15 protein-coding genes are annotated in these 19,216 nt (G+C 36.6%); 1 reads left to right on the top strand and 14 read right to left on the bottom strand.

Annotation, left to right across the window (positions count from 1 at the left end):
- Positions 1 to 58 precede the first annotated feature (58 nt).
- From NV377_RS22575 to NV377_RS22560, 4 genes are all read right to left on the bottom strand, one after another.
- Positions 59 to 589, bottom strand: coding sequence for a hypothetical protein (locus NV377_RS22575; protein ID WP_258203075.1), 531 nt, complete (start codon positions 587 to 589; stop codon positions 59 to 61).
- Positions 590 to 824: 235 nt separating this feature from the next.
- Positions 825 to 2,585 carry a stalk domain-containing protein gene (locus tag NV377_RS22570; RefSeq protein ID WP_258203074.1) on the bottom strand — a complete coding sequence of 587 codons (1,761 nt, stop codon included), beginning with the start codon at positions 2,583 to 2,585 and terminating at the stop codon, positions 825 to 827.
- Positions 2,586 to 2,795: 210 nt separating this feature from the next.
- A complete protein-coding gene (locus tag NV377_RS22565) occupies positions 2,796 to 3,143 on the bottom strand; it encodes a DUF1360 domain-containing protein (RefSeq protein ID WP_258203073.1) in 348 nt (115 codons plus the stop codon).
- A 13-nt stretch (positions 3,144 to 3,156) separates the two neighbouring features.
- The gene (locus tag NV377_RS22560) at positions 3,157 to 3,657 is read right to left on the bottom strand and encodes an S-Ena type endospore appendage (protein WP_258203072.1); all 501 of its coding nucleotides are present in this window, start codon (positions 3,655 to 3,657) and stop codon (positions 3,157 to 3,159) included.
- Positions 3,658 to 3,865: 208 nt separating this feature from the next.
- Between NV377_RS22560 and NV377_RS22555 the strand changes: the two genes are divergently transcribed.
- A complete protein-coding gene (locus NV377_RS22555) occupies positions 3,866 to 4,255 on the top strand; it encodes an S-Ena type endospore appendage (RefSeq protein WP_258203071.1) in 390 nt (129 codons plus the stop codon).
- A 465-nt stretch (positions 4,256 to 4,720) separates the two neighbouring features.
- Here NV377_RS22555 and NV377_RS22550 read toward each other — a convergent pair whose 3' ends face one another.
- The 10 genes from NV377_RS22550 to NV377_RS22505 form a co-directional block, all read right to left on the bottom strand.
- Positions 4,721 to 5,728, bottom strand: a complete 1,008-nt coding sequence (locus NV377_RS22550; protein ID WP_258203070.1) for an AI-2E family transporter — start codon at positions 5,726 to 5,728, stop codon at positions 4,721 to 4,723.
- A gap of 257 nt (positions 5,729 to 5,985) precedes the next feature.
- Positions 5,986 to 7,524: a glutamine-hydrolyzing GMP synthase gene (gene guaA, locus NV377_RS22545; RefSeq protein ID WP_258203069.1), complete on the bottom strand. Its 1,539-nt coding sequence runs from the start codon at positions 7,522 to 7,524 to the stop codon at positions 5,986 to 5,988.
- 198 nt (positions 7,525 to 7,722) lie between these two features.
- Entirely contained in the window at positions 7,723 to 10,200 is a 2,478-nt protein-coding gene (locus NV377_RS22540) for a transglutaminase-like domain-containing protein (RefSeq protein ID WP_258203068.1), read from the bottom strand.
- Positions 10,187 to 11,617 carry a DUF58 domain-containing protein gene (locus NV377_RS22535; protein ID WP_258203067.1) on the bottom strand — a complete coding sequence of 477 codons (1,431 nt, stop codon included), beginning with the start codon at positions 11,615 to 11,617 and terminating at the stop codon, positions 10,187 to 10,189. The genes NV377_RS22540 and NV377_RS22535 overlap by 14 nt, the downstream gene beginning before the upstream one ends.
- The gene (locus NV377_RS22530) at positions 11,614 to 12,666 is read right to left on the bottom strand and encodes an AAA family ATPase (RefSeq protein WP_258203066.1); all 1,053 of its coding nucleotides are present in this window, start codon (positions 12,664 to 12,666) and stop codon (positions 11,614 to 11,616) included. The genes NV377_RS22535 and NV377_RS22530 overlap by 4 nt, the downstream gene beginning before the upstream one ends.
- 212 nt (positions 12,667 to 12,878) lie before the next feature.
- Entirely contained in the window at positions 12,879 to 13,784 is a 906-nt protein-coding gene (locus tag NV377_RS22525) for a polysaccharide deacetylase family protein (protein WP_258203065.1), read from the bottom strand.
- A gap of 187 nt (positions 13,785 to 13,971) precedes the next feature.
- Entirely contained in the window at positions 13,972 to 15,036 is a 1,065-nt protein-coding gene (locus tag NV377_RS22520) for a serine hydrolase domain-containing protein (RefSeq protein WP_258203064.1), read from the bottom strand.
- A gap of 274 nt (positions 15,037 to 15,310) precedes the next feature.
- The gene (gene bcp, locus NV377_RS22515) at positions 15,311 to 15,775 is read right to left on the bottom strand and encodes a thioredoxin-dependent thiol peroxidase (protein ID WP_258203063.1); all 465 of its coding nucleotides are present in this window, start codon (positions 15,773 to 15,775) and stop codon (positions 15,311 to 15,313) included.
- Positions 15,776 to 16,258: 483 nt separating this feature from the next.
- A complete protein-coding gene (gene asnB, locus NV377_RS22510) occupies positions 16,259 to 18,142 on the bottom strand; it encodes an asparagine synthase (glutamine-hydrolyzing) (protein ID WP_258203062.1) in 1,884 nt (627 codons plus the stop codon).
- Positions 18,143 to 18,418: 276 nt separating this feature from the next.
- Positions 18,419 to 19,213 (bottom strand): ABC transporter permease, encoded by a 795-nt coding sequence (locus NV377_RS22505; protein WP_258203061.1) that lies wholly within the window; start codon positions 19,211 to 19,213, stop codon positions 18,419 to 18,421.
- Positions 19,214 to 19,216 lie beyond the last annotated feature (3 nt).

The raw sequence follows: 19,216 nt of genomic DNA, 5'->3' as shown, positions 1-19,216 counted from the left end.
TGGTATAACTCCTCTAATTGGAACTATCATTCTTAGGTAAATCAAGAGCTATCTCAACTTATCCGAAATTGGCTACCCGGTAGCCTTTTACTCCATTATGAGAAAACTCTTTTAAACTGCTGGTCCATTCTATCATATATGGAAGAACCGACTGTATCTCACTTTCAAGAAAGACGTACATCATAAAATGCTTTAGTAGAAAATGATTGAGCAATAAGAAAAACGCCTCAACTTCAGCTTCAGTTGTTGCTTCCCCTCGCTTGAATCCAATTCCAAATAGCTCTATAACTCCAAACGGTGGAATAGTATCCCCGTAGTCAAAATTTTCATCATCTGTATCGTAAACAACGCTTTGATTGATCGATGCAAGCATCAACGACTTTTCCTGCCACAAATCGCGCAGGCTAAACTTCAGCGTCAGTTCTATACTTTCACAATTCACTTCAACATCAGCATGGTTGGAATTTCGTCCTGGAAGGACCGTTATCCGGTGCTTATCTACGCAACGCTTAATTTCAAGATTTGCATCCTCCCATGCCTCCAGTACATGTTCTTTTTCTTCCAAAAATAAACAAACCCTTGTTGCCATATTTCCCTCCACTGAAATGGTTATAATGTGACTTAGAAACCACCTATCATACTACCATTCAGACATAATCAATCATAAGTAAGTACTTGTAATAACAAACGAAAATTAGCAGCGTTTGTTGCACTATGAAGCTATTTTTAAAAAAATCTCCATGATTAAAGCAATAGCTTTAATCATGGAGATTTACATGAAAGAATCTTCGTTGCTATTCTGTTATTCCCACTCAATAAATAAGTTACCTCTTCATTAAATCTCCCACTTGAACGATTGCAAAAGCATATATCTTGGGATCCTGTTTCGAGTAAACTTTGACTGAAGTCATTCCATCTCTTAATCCATACACAACTCCGTTTGAATCAATACTAGCGATATCAGGATGAAAAACTTCCCATACTAGCTGAGCATCTGTAGCTTCTTCTGGCAGAAGGCGGTAAGGTATAGCGAAAGACTCTCCAATTTCTAGTTTATAAAGCTCATTTGAAATAAATATTGAACGCAATGGAATATCCGTTGTTAGATTACCATTATCAAAATATCCATACCAGTGAAACTCACTTATATTAGTTGCGTAGTAATTGGTTGAACTATCATTAGTGTAATTTGTCCATGTTAGAAATTGATTGCTAGACGAACCAAATACATCACCTGCTACTCCCCTTAGCTCACTAGGAACCCAACTTGGTACAAATGAAGTGAATGTATAGAAACCACCCGTTAGTTTTTTGCTAGGTAATAAAGCAATCAGTTCTTGAGCATATTTTTCAGTAAACTCTCTCAGTTGTTTTACGAACACCTCTTTTTGAGTTTGAGTGAACCTAACATCAGTGAGCAAATATTCAATGTCTATATGATTGATTCCCAATCCTAGCCTATCATCAATCAATACTTCACCCGAATAATTAATTTTGTAATCATACGGATACATTTTTTGGGTGTTTTCATGTACTGAAAATAATAATGAAATGATGCCAAGATCAGTATTTAATGTGGAATAATACGTTCTCATATAACTTCTGACATCTTTGATATCGTTAATAATTACTCCATCTGGAATAACTTCTGTTGAACGGGCACTATTCATTAACAATTCGTAAATGTTTAGATAGTTTAACTCATATGCCAAATTTATTGCTGTGTAATACCAATTATTTGAGGAAGCACTAAAATCCTCCCCTTTATATTGTTTACTCGGATCTGCGCCCTTAACAATCAATAATTTGACTAAGTCATAATCGTTATTCTTTACAGCTTGTATGAGCGCAGTAAGCTGATAAAACCCATCAAGTACAATATCTGGATCTATACCGAAATTTATAAGCATCTCTATAATTTCAAATGAACGATTGTCTATTGCTATTTTAAATATTTTAGATTTCGTACTGTTAGGGATTTTTTCCAGTTCATAACCATGCTCCAATAGCAGGCTAACAATCTTGTAATTATCACTTTTAACAGCTTCTTCAAATTGTACATCTGTTATCGTTCGATTTGTTATTAATAGCTCTTTTAGAGTTTCGTCGTCACCTAAACTTATGCAATCGGTTATAGTTTTACATAAATTATTTGATAATTGATCTTTTGAGGTAATATGTATCTCTCGATTCTTAGTATCCCATTTCACATCTTTTCCGCTGTTTTCACTTACAAATCTGATAGGAACAAGAGTATTTCCCTGTAAGATTGTTGGTGGATACTCTAGTTGTTTAATGACACCGTTTATAGATGCTAACTTACTGTCTACTGTCAAAATTATTTCAATATCATTATTATGAGCAATAACTCTTCTTTGTTTCTGATCCCAACTCACCTTATATCCAAGAGATTCAAAAATAGGTCTGAATTGGACAAATGTAGTCCCGTTTTTTAATACAGGATCAATAGTAAAATTCACTTTAGCGTTATCAAAGTAAACTTTTATCGTTGCTTCTTCTGCATGTACTGGTAATGATATACACATTAATACCATCATTAATATTACTATTTTTATTCTTTTCATAGAATAATACCTCTCTCCTCTTTTTTTCAATGGTTTATTTTACCATATAATTAGTTATATATACAAATCCCCTATAAATAACATTAAATCCCGAAAAAACCCTTTCATTTGCTGAATAGTGCAAATAAAAGAGTGTTTTTCTAAGAACACTTGTTGTAGGTGATGTAAATTCTACTTAAAACGAGCCAAGCCTGGAATTTTAATTAATTGTCATTTTCTTATAATTTGACTTTCTATTATAGAGCCCATTCCAGCAACTGCGAAACCTAAAATAATGAATGAAGAAAGTGGAACAAAGTAATAAAGGATTACTAATAATAAAGCAGACCATATTCCAACACACCAATGACAAACTAACAATGTGCCGATCCAACGTCTGAGTCCATTACCTTTTATATGAACCTGCTGGATGGTTTGGCCACTCTCATCCGTCACCTGTACAATCATCATAAATGGTGCTCGTAAAAACCAAGTAATATTATCATAGACAATTAAATGAGTAACCCTAAACGAAGCTAGAATAAGAATTACTAGTTGTATCCAAGAAATATTATCCATAATTCAGCTCCTACTAGTTAATTTTTGCGATAAATAACAAATCAAGCTCAAATGTACCTACACATACGGCGTGAGGAAGATGACTGCTACATACAACGTCTATACGTTTCAAATTAGAAAATACACCTGTAAATGAAGACTTAGGTTCAACATTAATGAAATGTTTGTGATGTGACTTTTGCTTAATGATGATCTTTATCGTACAGGAATCACTATTGTTTGTAATGGTAAATGTTCCCGATGGATGACTAATAAAGGATTGGGAAGTATTTGCGGCAAAAATAGGTACAACGCAGTGATGATCACATTGAGATTGAATAGGAACACATCTATGAATTTTTATTAATCTTTTTCTTATAAGTGGTCTTTTCTTACAATTACATTTTCTCTGACATCCTTTTTCATTGCATTTTTCCTTTATAATAGTGACTTGATGATTGTTAATCTTATTGTCTATTTTAATATTGTTTGCATTCTTTGTTTTTATTCTTCTTTTTATTTTGACAATCTCCAATATTATCACTCCTCTTATATGAGTTGCTAGCATGATATAGTACGTAGTTTTGGTGTTATTGAACTATGATATCTATCTATTTTCATTGAAATAGTTTACTACCTACTAGAATTTAAGATTACATAAAAGAGGCTAATAAGTTAGTATATTTTACCCGTTCAAAATTACAAAGTCGCTAATACCATAAAGTATCAAAGGAGGAGATAGAATGGCAAACGAAAAAAATTGCTGTGGACCAACTAATGTAGTAACCGTTGCAGATCTTTGTGAAAACAAAAAAGTGGTAAAAGAATTTGTGAGATGTGTACCGATTCGTCAAGCATGTGATAATACTACTAGAACAGTTTTCCAATCATTGTCAACCGTTAATCCGGATGCAATTGTTATTTTTACAAACACCTCAGACTGTACAGTTACGTTATCAGTACGAGGTACTACAACTCAAGGATATACAATTGTTAATGGTGGCTCTGCTGTTACATCCGTTACAGGACTTAACCAAATTGCGGTTACCTGTACAGATGGCGCAACTCCAACACCAGATATGTTTTGCACTGGAACATTAGAATTAGATTTAACGGTTGGCTTGAGATTCTAATCTGATAATATTAGAATTGCACTTTCACAATAGCATTAAAAATTTTTAAAATAAAAACTCTCTTCTATTTGAGTAATTTCGCAAATAAAGAGAGTTTTTATTTACAATTCATTTATCTTATAAGCACCTTAGACAGATGCATCAATTACTACCATGCCAAGTTCCGCTGCTACGTTTGCATTACGTTGTGCTAGTGAAGGGCAAGAGAGTGAATTTTGAAGAAAACAGTTACAGATAAATGAGAGATTATTTTTATAATATGACTGAAATCCCTTGTTTAGAAAGGGTTCTTAGTCACATATCATGTGACACAAAAAAACTCAAGTTCATTTGCCTAATAACGCAAATGAACTTGAGTTTAATAATTTACTTTATGAGCACTATGCCATTCAATTGTAGCTGACGGTTTAGAAGTTACATAGTAGAGGATATTTTTTAAAAATGTAAGGGAGGTTTTTCCATATATCAGTTTTCACTAGATTGGTCAACGTCGAGCACATCAAGTAAAAACATGAAAATTGGAATTCCGATAATCAACCCCCATATTCCCATGAAATGCTGTGAGAATATAAGGATTATAAATGTATAAAACATTGGCAATTTTGTTTTTTGAGCATATAACTTTGGATTAAGTATATAAGTCTCAATACCATGAATAACAATAATCATACCAACAGTCCACAGGACCAATGTCAATCCGCCAATCTGGTATCCAATAATGCCTATCGGAATAAATGAGATCATAACACCTGCCACTGGAATAAGGCTTAACAGGAATACCATAATTGTAAGCGCGAAGAGGTACGGAAACCCAAAAATCCATAGACCAACGATCGTTAGAATCGTATTGAACACCGCGATCAAGAGCTGTACTTCGATTACTTTACCGAAAGAAGAAGTAAACTTCCGACCAAAATATTCAAATTCCTTATACAACCAGCCAATTTTGCTGTCACGAAATTTCATTGTAAACTTCACAACTTTGTTTCTTTGAAGCAGATAGAAGAAGCTCAGTATAATAACGAAAAGAATGATTTCCAGCCATTTCCCCAGTTTCATAATATAATTAACCGCACTACCCCAATATTTTTGGAAGTCCAATTTTTCAAGCATTGCGGCTACCGTCTGAGCAGTCTCATTATTTTGAGGGGCGGTTAAGAAATGGGTGGTACTGTTATACATATCCGCTACTTGATTCACGAGCTTAGGCACATAATTAATAAGACTAAACACCAGCCCGGACAAAAGTAACACGTATAGCACAATATTCACTACTATCGGTGAAACGGGAAAGAAGCGAGAAAGTCCTTTCGTGATGACTCCCTCCAGGCGACCCATCACGAAAGTTACCAGGAACAATAGTAGCAATAAATTTATCATACTTCTAAGGCTGAACAGCAGTAAAGCAACCAGCAGTAAAAATAAAATTCTCTTCACAACAGGCTGGGCGAAGAATTCTCGTAAAAACACCATTAGCTACCCTCATTTCTCAAATCAATTTTTCAATTCGTTCATATACTCACTTTTCATTCAGATTAATTTTCATTATATATTACTCATTGATTTTAATCATAAAAATACTCCCTTCTATATGCAAAACAACGCAAATAAAAGAGAGTAATTTTGTACACTATTGATGCAGATGTAAGTGGATTTCGGATGCAATCAATGCAAAGAACCCTTATTAATCAAGGATTCCAAGCGATTGACAACATAAGTTATCACCCAACTTACTCCCACTCGATTGTAGCTGGTGGCTTAGAAGTTACATCGTAGACAATGCGGTTAACGTTGTCTACTTCATTAACGATACGAACAGAGATCTTCTCTAAGATATCCCAAGGGATACGAGCCCAGTCAGCTGTCATACCATCGATAGATGTTACTGCACGAATACCTACTGTGTAAGAGTACGTACGAGCGTCACCCATAACTCCTACAGATTTCATGTTAGGTAGTGCAGTGAAGTATTGCCAGATTTCACGATCAAGGCCTGCTTTGATGATTTCTTCACGAAGAATAGCATCAGAGTCACGAACGATCTTCAACTTGTCCTCTGTTACTTCGCCAAGTACACGAATCGCAAGACCTGGACCTGGGAATGGTTGACGCCATACGATTTCACTTGGAAGACCGCATTCTTCCCCAACTTTACGAACTTCGTCTTTGAACAACGCTTTAAGCGGTTCTACTAGTTCGAATTTGATGTCATCAGGAAGTCCACCAACGTTATGGTGAGATTTAATTGTTTGTGCAGTTGCAGTACCACTTTCTACGATATCCGTGTATAGCGTACCTTGTGCAAGATATTTGAAATCATCGAATTTATCTGATTCCTCTTGGAATACATAGATAAATTCATTTCCGATAATTTTTCGTTTTTGCTCTGGATCATCTACGCCTTTCAACTTGCTTAAGAAGCGCTCTTGAGCATCGATTTTGACAACTTTCATATCGAATTTGCCAACGAATGTTTCCATTACGCCTTCAGCTTCATCTTTACGTAGTAGACCATGATCGATAAACATACAAGTCAATTGATCACCAATTGCTTTATGCAATAGAATTGCAACAACAGAAGAATCTACACCACCAGATAGTGCACAAAGCACTTTCTCTTTACCAACCTGCTTACGAATGTCAGCAATAGTATCTTCGATGAATGATTCCATCGTCCAGTTACCTTCAACTTTACACACGTTGTACAAGAAGTTATGAATCATTTCGTTACCTTGAATTGAATGACGAACCTCTGGATGGAATTGAACCGCAAATATTTTGCGCTCATCATTACTCATTGCAGCGATTGGTGCATGTTCCGTACTCGCATCAACTTTGAAACCTGTTGGAGGTTCAATAACAAGGTCACTATGACTCATCCATACCGTTTGAGAGCTTTCAAGACCAGTTGCAATTGTGCTACCTTCGATAAATTGTACGTCTGCTTTACCATATTCACGTTTGCCAGCACGTTCAACTTTACCGTTCAATTGGTGAGAAATCATTTGCATACCATAGCAAATACCGAAAATAGGAATATTTAAATCGTAGACTGCTGGGTCAACAAGTGGTGAATTTTCCTCATAAACACTTGCTGGACCACCAGAGAATACGATACCTTTTGGATTAATTTCACGAATACGTTCCGCAGAAGTATTATAAGGTAGTAATTCACTGTAAACGCCTAAATCACGAATACGTCTTGCAATTAATTGATTGTATTGTCCACCGAAGTCGAGAACAACGATGATTTCGTTCTGTTTAGTCATGACCGAGCCTCCCAATATTAATGTGATAATTATAGCTATACCGCTTCCGCATAGTCAAGGTCACTACCCACTTCTATGTAAAAAACCTTACTTATTTCGCTATTAGTTCACGAAATATTGCAAGGTTTTCTCTATTTACCAATTGTTACTGCTTTTATTTACAAATATTGACTTTATTTATGTGGTGGACAAAGATTATCACGGAGTAGCTGATCGATCAATATGAACACTATTCAATTGATTGCGTCTATGCTTACTTAATCTCAATCCATACCTTGGCAACAAAGATATTAAAACCTGTCGTAATACCTTCGGTTCAGGTAACGTTTGTTGAGATGGATTATTGTAATTCCCTTGTTCAAGCCATTGCAACACCAAAGTAAGCGATTGATCATATTTTGAACCAGATAAACCATGCAATGCACTAATTCGAGTACGCCAAGTTGTCACTTGCAACTGCTGACCATCTTGCATCCCCAGCCGTATTTCATACTTCTGCAACACATAGTTAGCTGCTTGGAATAAGCTATGATGCACATTATCTATGCTCTTCTGTTGATTCTCTCTCGCTCTTTGTAACTCATTTGATTTTGCACCATTTCGTGATGGTAATTCCCCATCATTCGTAAGCGCTTGCATTACCAATTGACTACTTGATTTCAATAAGACATACGCTTTGGCATATCCACGAAGATTGGCATTCAGCTTAAACCTATAGCGATTCATCCACATCATCACAAATGTAACGATAACGATTAGACTAGTTACTAAACCAATTAACATTTGAGTACTATTCAATGAATTAAGAAAAACAATTGAATTAGTAAGAGTCTCATTCCATAACTGACTAAATCGAGATAACGAACTTACATGTTCATCCGAATCTACTGTAGGTGTTGGATCGAACGGAACCCAACCAATCGTTGGGAAGTATACTTCAACCCAAGCATGAGCATCACTTTCTCGAACCTCATATAATGTTTCAACCACTCCCGCTTCCGTCGTTCGTTCATCGATACCTTCCCCCATTCCATATCCTTTAACCCACCTTGCAGGAATATCTTGAGATCTAAGCATAATTACCATAGCTGTAGAGAAATGAACACAATAACCTTCTTGTTGTTCAAATAGAAATTGATCAACAAAGTCCTCTGTTGCTGCAGGTACAGTACTGTTTAATGTATACTTATAATTGTTTTTCAGATATTGCTCGATAGCTTTCACTTGGTCATAGCGACTCGTTAACCCTCCACCGGAAACTTCTGCAGCTAGAGCTGCTACACGAGCAGGAAGAGTATCTGGCAATTGCAAATATCGATCTAGTGTATCGGCTTGCCATAACTTTTCCGCAGTGTCTGACTCTATAGGTTTGATATCTCGCAATACAGCCTCGTCAGTAATCGGTAACTCTGTTATAATGCTGTAGCTTTTGATGTTTGATTCAGTTGTTGGAGCGTAGATCGAACTAGTCTCGACCCCTACAATATAATTTTGCAAATCTCTTTCAGGATTAACCGCACTCAAATTTAGAACTACACCATTGATACCTGACTGCATAATCGGCATGCCAACTAGTGGCTTCACATACTCTATCTCCTGCTTAATTGTTGATCCTACCCAACCTTGTCTATTATGCCAACTTTGAAGTACTTCATCACTTTTCGAAGGAATACTTTTAAGCGTTAGTACTTGTGATTGATCTGCCCAGCCATGTCCATCATACTCCGTCTTGGATTCGGCTCTCCAATAGCTTTCTATGGAAGACCATCCGTGGAATACGATATCTTTAGATGGCTTTATCGTTTGTCCTAACATATCATCATTAAAACTGTAACCAGATGCCCCCACGCTTCTAGAACTGTAAGCAGTACTATCATTTTTTTTCAAAGGTACACCTGAAATTTCACTACTTAATGCAGACATATCTTGTACCAACGACTCAGAAAAGACATTAGCCCATGCGACGGGTTCCAAGTCTCGTTCCTTTGATTGACTCCATAGAAAACCTCCACCAAGCATGATCACGGTAAGCATCACTACACCAATCCACTGATGCATAGCCATTCCATGCCACGCATGACTAATAACCAATTTTCTTCTTAACTTAGGCATTGTCGTTAATGCCATTAACAATATACCTTCCACCAATACCCTTAACAATGCATAGAACAGATCGATACCTAGTGACGTGTACAGTATTAATAAATAGATTACCGTCGTCGCAAGCAATGAAAAAGCGATTTGATGATACCAAATAAGTGATTGTAATGCAGGAGCTAACAATATCCAACCTGCAAACAATAATAAAATTCGAATCTCATCAGACATATAAAAAATGCCATAACTAAACATTTGAGAAATATCTTTGCCAAGCTCTGGCACAAAATGAATAAGCCAATTCCAACTCGTTTGCTGATCGCCTTTAAATAACAACATTAATGTGATGACAGAGCATAATATAGCAATAGTTACATGAGTTACTACTCGCGCGCGAAATAAACCAACGATGAGCATTGTACCTATTACCACTAGTAAGGCACGAGGTTGTAATAGTTCTGTCCACTCACCAGCATGTAGCCAAGGTATTAACCATTCCGCTAATAAACCGAACAATAATATTGTAGTGAATAAGCGATATGTGAAATATGCTTCCGCTTCTCCTCTAGCTTGATGCATAACGTTCACTTCCTTCTACGACATGACTAATTGGAATATGTAATGGTTGACTGTAACGCCATACTAATTTGACACCAGATTGCTCTAATGATCGCTGTTGTTCCCTCATGGCATAGGTCATCACTCTATTATTGGTTGCAAAATGAATTTCTAATGTACAACCTTTACTTCTAGCTATATCTGCTAACGCATACCAGCTTTCTGTTTCCCGCCAGTCACCTGAATAAAGTACGATATGACTTTGCTGTGGAATAAGGACAGCAAGTTGCGGTAATCGTTCTCGGATATGTTGTTGTACGTCTGCTTTGGCTAGCGCAAGTAAACAACGCAATTCATAACTGTGTTGTAATGTTGCGTACTCAAAACTCCAATCATCTGTAATAACAAATACCGGTTGCTCTTGTCCGTAATCATGGACATCTGCTACAGACCATTGCACCATAGATTCGAATAATTGATTGCGTAAATTATCTTGATATGGCAGTGCATATTGATCTAATATTATACAGTACTTAGGCATATGTAGCTCCGCATCTTGCAATTTCGTATGCCATCCTCGTCCTCTTGCTGCAGCACGAATATCAATTCTACGATAACTATCTCCTTCAATATAAGGTCTTGTCCCATTACCAGTTCCACTAGAAGCGTTTTGTTGTTGCGAAGAATAGTAAGTTCCTTGGTCTTGAAGTGTTATCGATTGTAAGTCAGACTGATCAGACATATTTTGTTGATTAGAACTCCCATCACTTCCAACATTCCAATCACCAATCCAACGATTGCTACTGTTGTTCACAACAAAACTGTCTGCTTGAGGTGTAATGATTGGAGGCAATACAGTAAATTTCTGTTGTAAAGTCTTCTTCACTGTAATGGACGTTAACCCCAACCAATCTCCAACAATAATTTCCGTTACTAAAGCCTCATAATTACCTCTTGTTACTTGTTGTAGTTGATAGTTCAAAATCATTTCACCGTGAAATAATGGAGTGAAGCTGGCTCGATATTGGAGTAAATCACTATTTAATTGACTTTGATTGCGATAGCTTTCATGAATGACGTACCACATCCCTGGAATTCGAAACGTTCTACGAAGTCTCGTTTCAAACTGTAAATTACCATCATGACTATATTGTTCGGAAATGATTCGATTGTAAGATAGCTTGGTTGTAGCAATTATCGGAACAATTCCGCTATATACAATGATCAAACTAGTTACAGTCAATAGCAACCATTCAACTGCCCCATTACGCCATATTACTGCTGCCAGTGCGGCAACAAACAAGATAAAAATACCACACCATACACCATATCTCGTCTTAAATTGAGACTTCAGCTGAATCTCAATTGGAGCAGTAGAAGTAACCACAGTAGTTGAAAATTTATCTTGATCTTGCGAGGGTTGATGATTTCCATTCATCTTTGCCCCCTCCCTTTTCCTACATTGTCCATTTTTGCTAACGGAATATCTAATAATTGTTTGCTAATAAATTGTTCCTTGCTATAGCTGTTATTAGCTCTACCTTGTAATTCAATTCGGTGCGATAATACTGCAACTGCCTGTGCTAGTAAGTCATCCGGCAGAATAAAACTACGCCCTTCAAAATAAGCAAAAGCTTGTCCAGCTCGTAACCAATCTCTTAATGCTCTTGGGCTTAGTCCAAGCTTACAATCAACATTTGTTCGGGTTGCATGAGCTACATCTGCCATGTATTCAATCAATGATGGATGAACATAAATATATTGAATCTCCTTTTGCATTTGCATCCATTCAACATCCGACATCACAGGTCGAAGTTTACTTACCTGAAACCTTGTCCCTTCAGCATATTGCGTTAACAAACTCATCTCATCCTTCTTGCTCGGATATCCAAGTGATAACTGCATCATGAAACGGTCCCGTTGTGCTTCTGGTAATCCATGCGTACCTTCATATTGGAGAGGATTCTGTGTGGCGATAAAGACAAAAGGCTCTGGCAATGCATAACTATGCCCTTCAATACTTACACTACGATCCTCCAATGCCTCTAGTAAAGCAGACTGTGTCCGAGGAGAAGACCGATTAAGTTCATCACCTAATACAACATTAGCCATGATTGGACCCGGACGAAATACTAGGCCACGATCTTGTCGATCAAGAACCATACCTCCAATGATATCCGCTGGCAATAGATCGGAAGTAAATTGTATCCGGTGAAATTGTCCACCTAATAATCTAGCAATTGAAGTTGCCAGCATGGTCTTACCTACACCAGGTACATCCTCTAGCAACAAATGACCCCCAGCTAGCATGCACACGAGTACTTGCTTAACTTCTGCTTGCTTGCCTAACAATATATCTTCTAACTTTACTTGCATCCTTTGTAATAATTGTTGGGGTTTAATGGCCCATTGAAAACTAGAAGGACTTACGCCCATATCTAAGCTATGTTGCTCTACTCTTGATTGAGGAAATGATGAAGATACCATAATTAAAACCTCCAATTAATTTTCTACTCGCTTGATTCAGCTCTCATAGAAAACAAAAAGAACTAGTTCCAAGACTAGTAACTATTATCGCCACTCTCTTAATCTTTTAATCATCTCTACTTGCACATAACAAAAAGAGTAATACCGTTTGGCATTACCCTTTTTGATTATCATATTTTGAGTTTCAAATGATACTATCTTTTCTACTAGAATTACTGACTCATCAACTCATTAACCTGTTCGATAAATGAGGCTTTCTCTTTCGCTGTAGCTGGCTTGCGATCCCAACGTATGTGATCCGTAATCCGTGAAAGCATTGGTTCTGTTGTCTCTGTAATAACGTCGAAGCGATAATTTTGTTCACGATAGTAGGCAATAATTTCTGGTAATGCCTCTATCGTCGCTTTATGTGAATTACTATCATGCATTAACACGATGACCCGCTTCTTTAAATCCGACTTCTTAACGTTATTAATTATCTTTTCTTTTGTAACATTACGACCAGCAGAATCACCACTATCGACATTCCAATCGAACATCATATATCCCGCTTCACTCATGGCATCGTAGTAACTTGTATCAACGTTGTTATATGTTCCTCCTGGTGCACGAAGTAATGGTGTCTTAAAACCTGTAACATCATATATTGCTTGCGATGTTAGTAATACTTGATCCGAAAAATTTGTGAAATCATTATATAGCTCGTCGTACACATGATTATACGAATGATTGCCGATACTATGACCTTCAGAAGCAATCCGCTCTAACAGTTCAGGGTATTTCTCCACTTGTTCACCAAGAACAAAAAAAGTAGCAGTAATATCATTTTCAGCTAAAATATCTAATACTTCTCCAGTTAATTTACCTGGTCCGTCATCAAATGTAAGATATGCTACACCTGCATACTGACCCTCATCCACATCGGTAGTCGGTTGAGGTGAAGGCGCTAGAGTAGTTCCTTGTATAACTTGATTATTGTCTGGCATGTAAAATTTAAATATGTTACTTGTAGTAAATAAAGAGGGGGCAAGCTTTCTTTCTAATTGATTGCTAGAGTTTGTAAATATAATAAGCGATAATAGGAGCAACCCCAACAATAGCAGTAATCGCAGTTTCATATTTCGCCTCTTTTCTAGTGCAATATGAAAGCAATACGATTCATTATATGAACAGACTAACTTCTTCATGACCATAATTAAGCCGAGCTAGCACGCTGAACAATATTTATTCCATTATAAATACTGCTACTTATATCTGGTCATGGTGGTGTTTCAACGGAAATAGCGTATCATGTATTTACAATTTTTACTTTTTATGAAGTTCTTCTTCTAATAATTTTTCCAGTATCTCTTTTCCAATAGTATCAAGCAATATCCCCTCAGTAGGTTCTTTTCTAGTAATCCATGTTTTAAGTTGATTGATGAGATGATCCATAATGGATATCGATCCATAACAATAATTTGATAACAACACGATTCCTATGCCAAGCTCCTTATTTAACGCCAGGTAACTGGTGAAACCATATGTACCTCCGTTATGCCAAAGATAATTTTCCCCTAGTAGGTTATCTTCTACCCAGCTTAAATGATGATTTGAACTTCCGATCATTACAGGCACGTGACTCTTAAGCAAGTTAGAAGATAATAGATTCTTATTTTCCAAATTGGCTTGCACAAATAAACACATATCGCTAAGCGAAGATTTTATCCCACCTGCTCCTTCATGGATAGACGCATCCCAATGAGGAACTCTTTTACCCGTTGATGTATGCCCATTTAATAACTTGCTTTTCTGTTCTGTATTCAATAAAACAGCAGTGTCATTCATCTTCAACGGGTTGGTAATATATTTTTCTAATAAAGCGTCATACGTACTTCCTAATCTTTTACACAGAATATGTCCCAATAATCCCATTCCTAAATTCGAATACTCAAATACTCCAATTTGATCGTGATAGTTAGCATCAGATAAAAAGGAATATAACTGATCCTCAGCATAATCTGCGTAAGGATTCAATCTATCCGATGGTTTTAAATTTGTGGGCAATCTTGGTAAGCCCGATGTATGGGTAGCAAGATGTTTCAACGTAATGCTATGTAAATAATCATTATCAGCATTAGAGATATGCATCCCAACAGTGTCATCTATGGAAATGAGATTTTCAGTTTCCATTTCTAATAAAAGAATTGAAGTAAACACTTTAGTTATTGATCCGATTTCAAATAACATATTTTCTGGAGGAATAGCACTTTTATTATTTTCACAAAAGGAATAGTATTCTATATCTCCTTCTCTAATGATCCCAATTGCAAGTTGTAAATTTTTTTTATTATTTCTGTATTCTGATGTAATACTTTTTAGATCATTCATACACAGTTACTCCTTTATCATAGAAAAAGCATTTTAGATCTCACACTTACGATCAAATTTCTAACAACGGTAATATCTGTAATGTCTTAATCATCACCATACAAATATTATACGATAAATTGTTAATATTTGTATAAATTATTAACGTTTTTATTTCAAACCAAAAAAAAACCGCATGATCTGCGGTTTACAAATGGAGCATAACCTTATCCTCTTACATCAATAAATGTTTCATGTTAGTTACCAGAGATTCATGCTTAACAGCAATTTCCAATCAGTTACCACGAACTGCTTCAAGAACGGCATCAGCATGACCTTTCACTTTTACCTTGGGCCAAATATGGGAGATCATCCCTTGTTCGTCAATCAATACTGTTGTGCGAACGATTCCCATATACTCTCTGCCATATAATTTTTTCAGTTGCCATACATCATATAATTCGCAAACTTTATGATCTTCATCTGATAATAAAAGATACGGTAATTCTTTCTTACTTGTGAAATTCAGATGTGACTTGATCGTATCCATACTAATTCCAACGACAACCGTATTTAACTCTCGTAGCTCGGCATAGCGATCACGTAAATCACAAGCCTCCTGCGTACATGCTGGGGTCATATTCTTTGGGTAGAAGAATAGGACTACCTTTTGACCACGACAAGCGTCTAATGACCACTGAGTACCATCAGAGGCTGGTAGTGTGAAGGGGGGAGCTATAGAACCTACTAATAAACTCATAATCACCTTTCCTTTAGAGGATGTTCAAAAAGACCACTTATGATCACGCGGTATTGCTTCGTTGCTAATTCGGCGGCGAAGATGGTATTCATCGTTCGTTCCAGTGCTCATGTACCACTTACGTACATTCCGCGCTTCGCTTCACTAACTTCATACCATTTTCTTGGTGCTGATAATTGATCTTTTTGAACGTTCATTTATATTTGGATGTTCAATAAGACCACTTATGATCACGCGGCATTGCTTCGTTGTTAATTCGGCGGCGAAGATGGTATTCATCGCGCGTTCCAGTGCTCATGTACCACTTACGTACATTCCGCGCTTCGCTTCACTAACTTCATACCATTTTCTTGGTGCTGATAAGTGATCTTTTTGAACGTTCATTTATATTTGGATGTTCAATAAGATCGCTTATAAACATAAGCGATCTTATTGAACTTTTATTTTATCAAATTAAGCTCAAAGATGGTCTAAAAATTTTATTCAAGTCTTTATTGAGCTTTTTGATACTGCAATAGGCTGCTCAATATATATCTGATGCCATAGCATAAACATCAGAATCGTCCATAATTTTCGGCTATTGTCCATTTTTCCTGCTTTGTGCACCTCAAGTAATTGTAATACATAGGTTTTATTTAGCCATTGCTCTACATTAGCAGAATGTATCAGTTGTTTTGCCCAATCGTACCATTCGTTTTTCAACCACACTCTAATCGGAACAGGAAATCCCAGTTTTTTTCTAGTCTGTACTATTGACGGAACGATCCCCTTCATCGCTTCACGAAATAAAATTTTTGTATCATTCGGTGTAACTTTATAGTCCGTAGGAAGCTTTGCAGCAAATTTAAATACTTCAATGTCGATATACGGTACTCGTAATTCCAGCGAGTTAGCCATCGACATTTTATCTGCCTTCATGAGGATATTTCCTCTTAACCAAGTATGAATATCAATATATTGCATTTGGGTTACTGGATCATATTGTATTGCTTTATCATAAAGAGGCGAAGTAATAGAACTAGTTGGACTATACAAGCCTGCTTCCATCCACCACTGAGATAAAAGTTTAGCTTTCTCCGAATCTCCAAAAATTTTAGCATTTCCGAAGTAACGTTTTTCAAGTGGCTGAATTCCTCTTTCTAAGAAGCTTTTCCCTTTCATACCTGCAGGCATCAATTCTGCCAACTGACCGACCATTCGTTTCATATAGCTCGGCATATAGTTAAAATGTCGAAGTGAGTGTGGCTCATGATAGATGTTATAACCACCAAAAAACTCATCAGCGCCCTCGCCAGAGAAAACCATCTTTACGTGTTGACTGGCCAATTTAGATACAAAGTAAAGTCCAACTAAGGAAGGATCTGCGACAGGTTCATCCATATGCCAGATTAAGGATGGTAATATATCCATATAATCTTTTGCATTTACAGAAATCTCATGATGTTCTGTCCCTAAATATTTGGCTGTTGTTCGTGCCATATCCAATTCACTATAACCGGGAATGTCAAAGCCGACAGAGAATGTTTTGGTAGGTTCTAGGCGCTGTAACAGTGCAGCTAATCCACTAGAATCAATTCCTCCGGATAGAAAAGCACCTCTTTGAGTATCTGAATTTCTATGTAACCGAACGGATTCAGTAATAACAGAACGTGCTTCTTCAACCAGATCTGGAAACGATCTCTTTGTATCTGGATTAAATTGCACCTCAAAGAAAGGTTCTATCGTAATTGAGTCAATCGTCATAATCATAGAGTGACCAGCTTTAAGCTTATAAATAGACTTAAACATTGTAGCTGGTTCAGGAACGTACTGAAACGTTAAATAATGATAAAATGCATGTTCATCTACTTCACGAACTAATTTACCAGAAGCTAATAAAGATTTAATCTCCGAACCAATCATATAACCTGTAGGTGTATCCGTGTAATATAAAGGCTTTATACCAAAATGGTCGCACGCAGAGAACATCATTTGATGTCGTTTATCCCAAATCGTAAAAGCAAACATACCACGTAAATACTTCGGGCACTCTGTTCCTACTTCCTCGTATAAACGTAGTAAAACCTCTGTATCAGACCTTGTATGAAACAAATGACCTCGTTCAATGAGCCATGTCTTTAGCTCTAAATAGTTATAAATTTCACCATTAAAGACTAACCAAATATCGTCATGTTGATTTCTAAGCGGTTGTGCTCCATTCTCTATGTCGAGCATGCTTAACCGTCTGAAGCCTAAACCTATATGATCATCTATGTGCATTCCTTCATCATCAGGTCCTCGATGTGTAATAATATCCGTCATCTGTGCGAGCATATGAGGGTCTACAGGAATGTTATTTTTGTTGAAAATGGATACGAAGCCACACAATCTGCATTTCCCCTTTATTAACTTCAGATCATTGCCATCCTTGCAAGATAGCACAATGCACTCGTAGTATAACACATCAAGTTTATATATATGTAAATGATTACATTTTTTTACATTTTAACTTTCACATTCATATATTCTATATACTTCTACATTGGTCAATCACCGAACTGAACACAATTATCTATTTTCATTTAAAAATATAGGAAACAAAAATACCCCTGCACCAAAGCCTAATAGGCAATGATGCAGAGGCATTTTCGTTCACTTTAATATTTACGATCCAGCACCTCTATATTTTTTCACACCAATATTCCAGACCGTTAATCCTATCCCGAATACGATAGCCCCCATAACTGGAGTTAACATCGCTAGTTGTGCAATATTATCATCTTTTGGTGCTAAGAAATATGAAGCTGGAATAACTCCTACGAAGGCGAATGGTAACATCCAAGTTAATACAAAGCGAATCATTTTATTATAAATATTAACGGGGTAACGCCCGTAATTTTGAATATTGTACATTAGCGGAACAATACCTGTCGGTGAATCTGAAAAGAATGATATCGCACTTAAACCTGTATATATACCGCCATAGATAAATACTGCACCAATTACAAAAACAATAAGTACAAATAAATCTGTCCAGTGCATCACTAGCCCAAGATCATTCCAGCATACAGCCATAATAATTGCGCCTACGAATGAACCTACTAAGGAAGGCGGATCAATATTCTCAAGTAGTACTTGGAACAAACTATGAGCTGGCCTTGTCAACACACGATCCATCTCACCTTTTACAATATAACGCTCACTGAAATTCCAAATACTGAAGAATGAGCTAAAAATCCCAAACGGAATCATAAAGAAACCATAGACGAAAATAACCTCTGACTGACTCCAACCACCAAGTAGAGGCGTATGTTGGAAGACGACAAGTATAAATACCAAATTCATCCCTTGCCCTAGCAAATCTGAAAATACTTCAACCCAGAAATCTGCTCGATAGGTTAGTCGCGTTTTCACATAGTTTTTCAAATATTCTAGCATTAACGTCATGTAGCGTAACATGTT

This window comes from Paenibacillus endoradicis, assembly GCF_024721975.1.
This window is presented reverse-complemented; position numbering and strand designations above follow the sequence as displayed.

Bases quoted from the DNA above. Each gene is read 5' to 3' on its own strand.
- NV377_RS22575 (WP_258203075.1), bottom strand. From the start codon at position 589: ATGGCAACAAGGGTTTGTTTATTTTTGGAAGAAAAAGAACATGTACTG.
- NV377_RS22570 (WP_258203074.1), bottom strand. From the start codon at position 2,585: ATGAAAAGAATAAAAATAGTAATATTAATGATGGTATTAATGTGTATA.
- NV377_RS22565 (WP_258203073.1), bottom strand. From the start codon at position 3,143: ATGGATAATATTTCTTGGATACAACTAGTAATTCTTATTCTAGCTTCG.
- NV377_RS22555 (WP_258203071.1), top strand. From the start codon at position 3,866: ATGGCAAACGAAAAAAATTGCTGTGGACCAACTAATGTAGTAACCGTT.
- NV377_RS22550 (WP_258203070.1), bottom strand. From the start codon at position 5,728: ATGGTGTTTTTACGAGAATTCTTCGCCCAGCCTGTTGTGAAGAGAATT.
- guaA (WP_258203069.1), bottom strand. From the start codon at position 7,524: ATGACTAAACAGAACGAAATCATCGTTGTTCTCGACTTCGGTGGACAA.
- NV377_RS22540 (WP_258203068.1), bottom strand. From the start codon at position 10,200: ATGCATCAAGCTAGAGGAGAAGCGGAAGCATATTTCACATATCGCTTA.
- NV377_RS22535 (WP_258203067.1), bottom strand. From the start codon at position 11,617: ATGAATGGAAATCATCAACCCTCGCAAGATCAAGATAAATTTTCAACT.
- NV377_RS22530 (WP_258203066.1), bottom strand. From the start codon at position 12,666: ATGGTATCTTCATCATTTCCTCAATCAAGAGTAGAGCAACATAGCTTA.
- NV377_RS22525 (WP_258203065.1), bottom strand. From the start codon at position 13,784: ATGAAACTGCGATTACTGCTATTGTTGGGGTTGCTCCTATTATCGCTT.
- NV377_RS22520 (WP_258203064.1), bottom strand. From the start codon at position 15,036: ATGAATGATCTAAAAAGTATTACATCAGAATACAGAAATAATAAAAAA.
- bcp (WP_258203063.1), bottom strand. From the start codon at position 15,775: ATGAGTTTATTAGTAGGTTCTATAGCTCCCCCCTTCACACTACCAGCC.
- NV377_RS22505 (WP_258203061.1), bottom strand. From the start codon at position 19,213: ATGTTACGCTACATGACGTTAATGCTAGAATATTTGAAAAACTATGTG.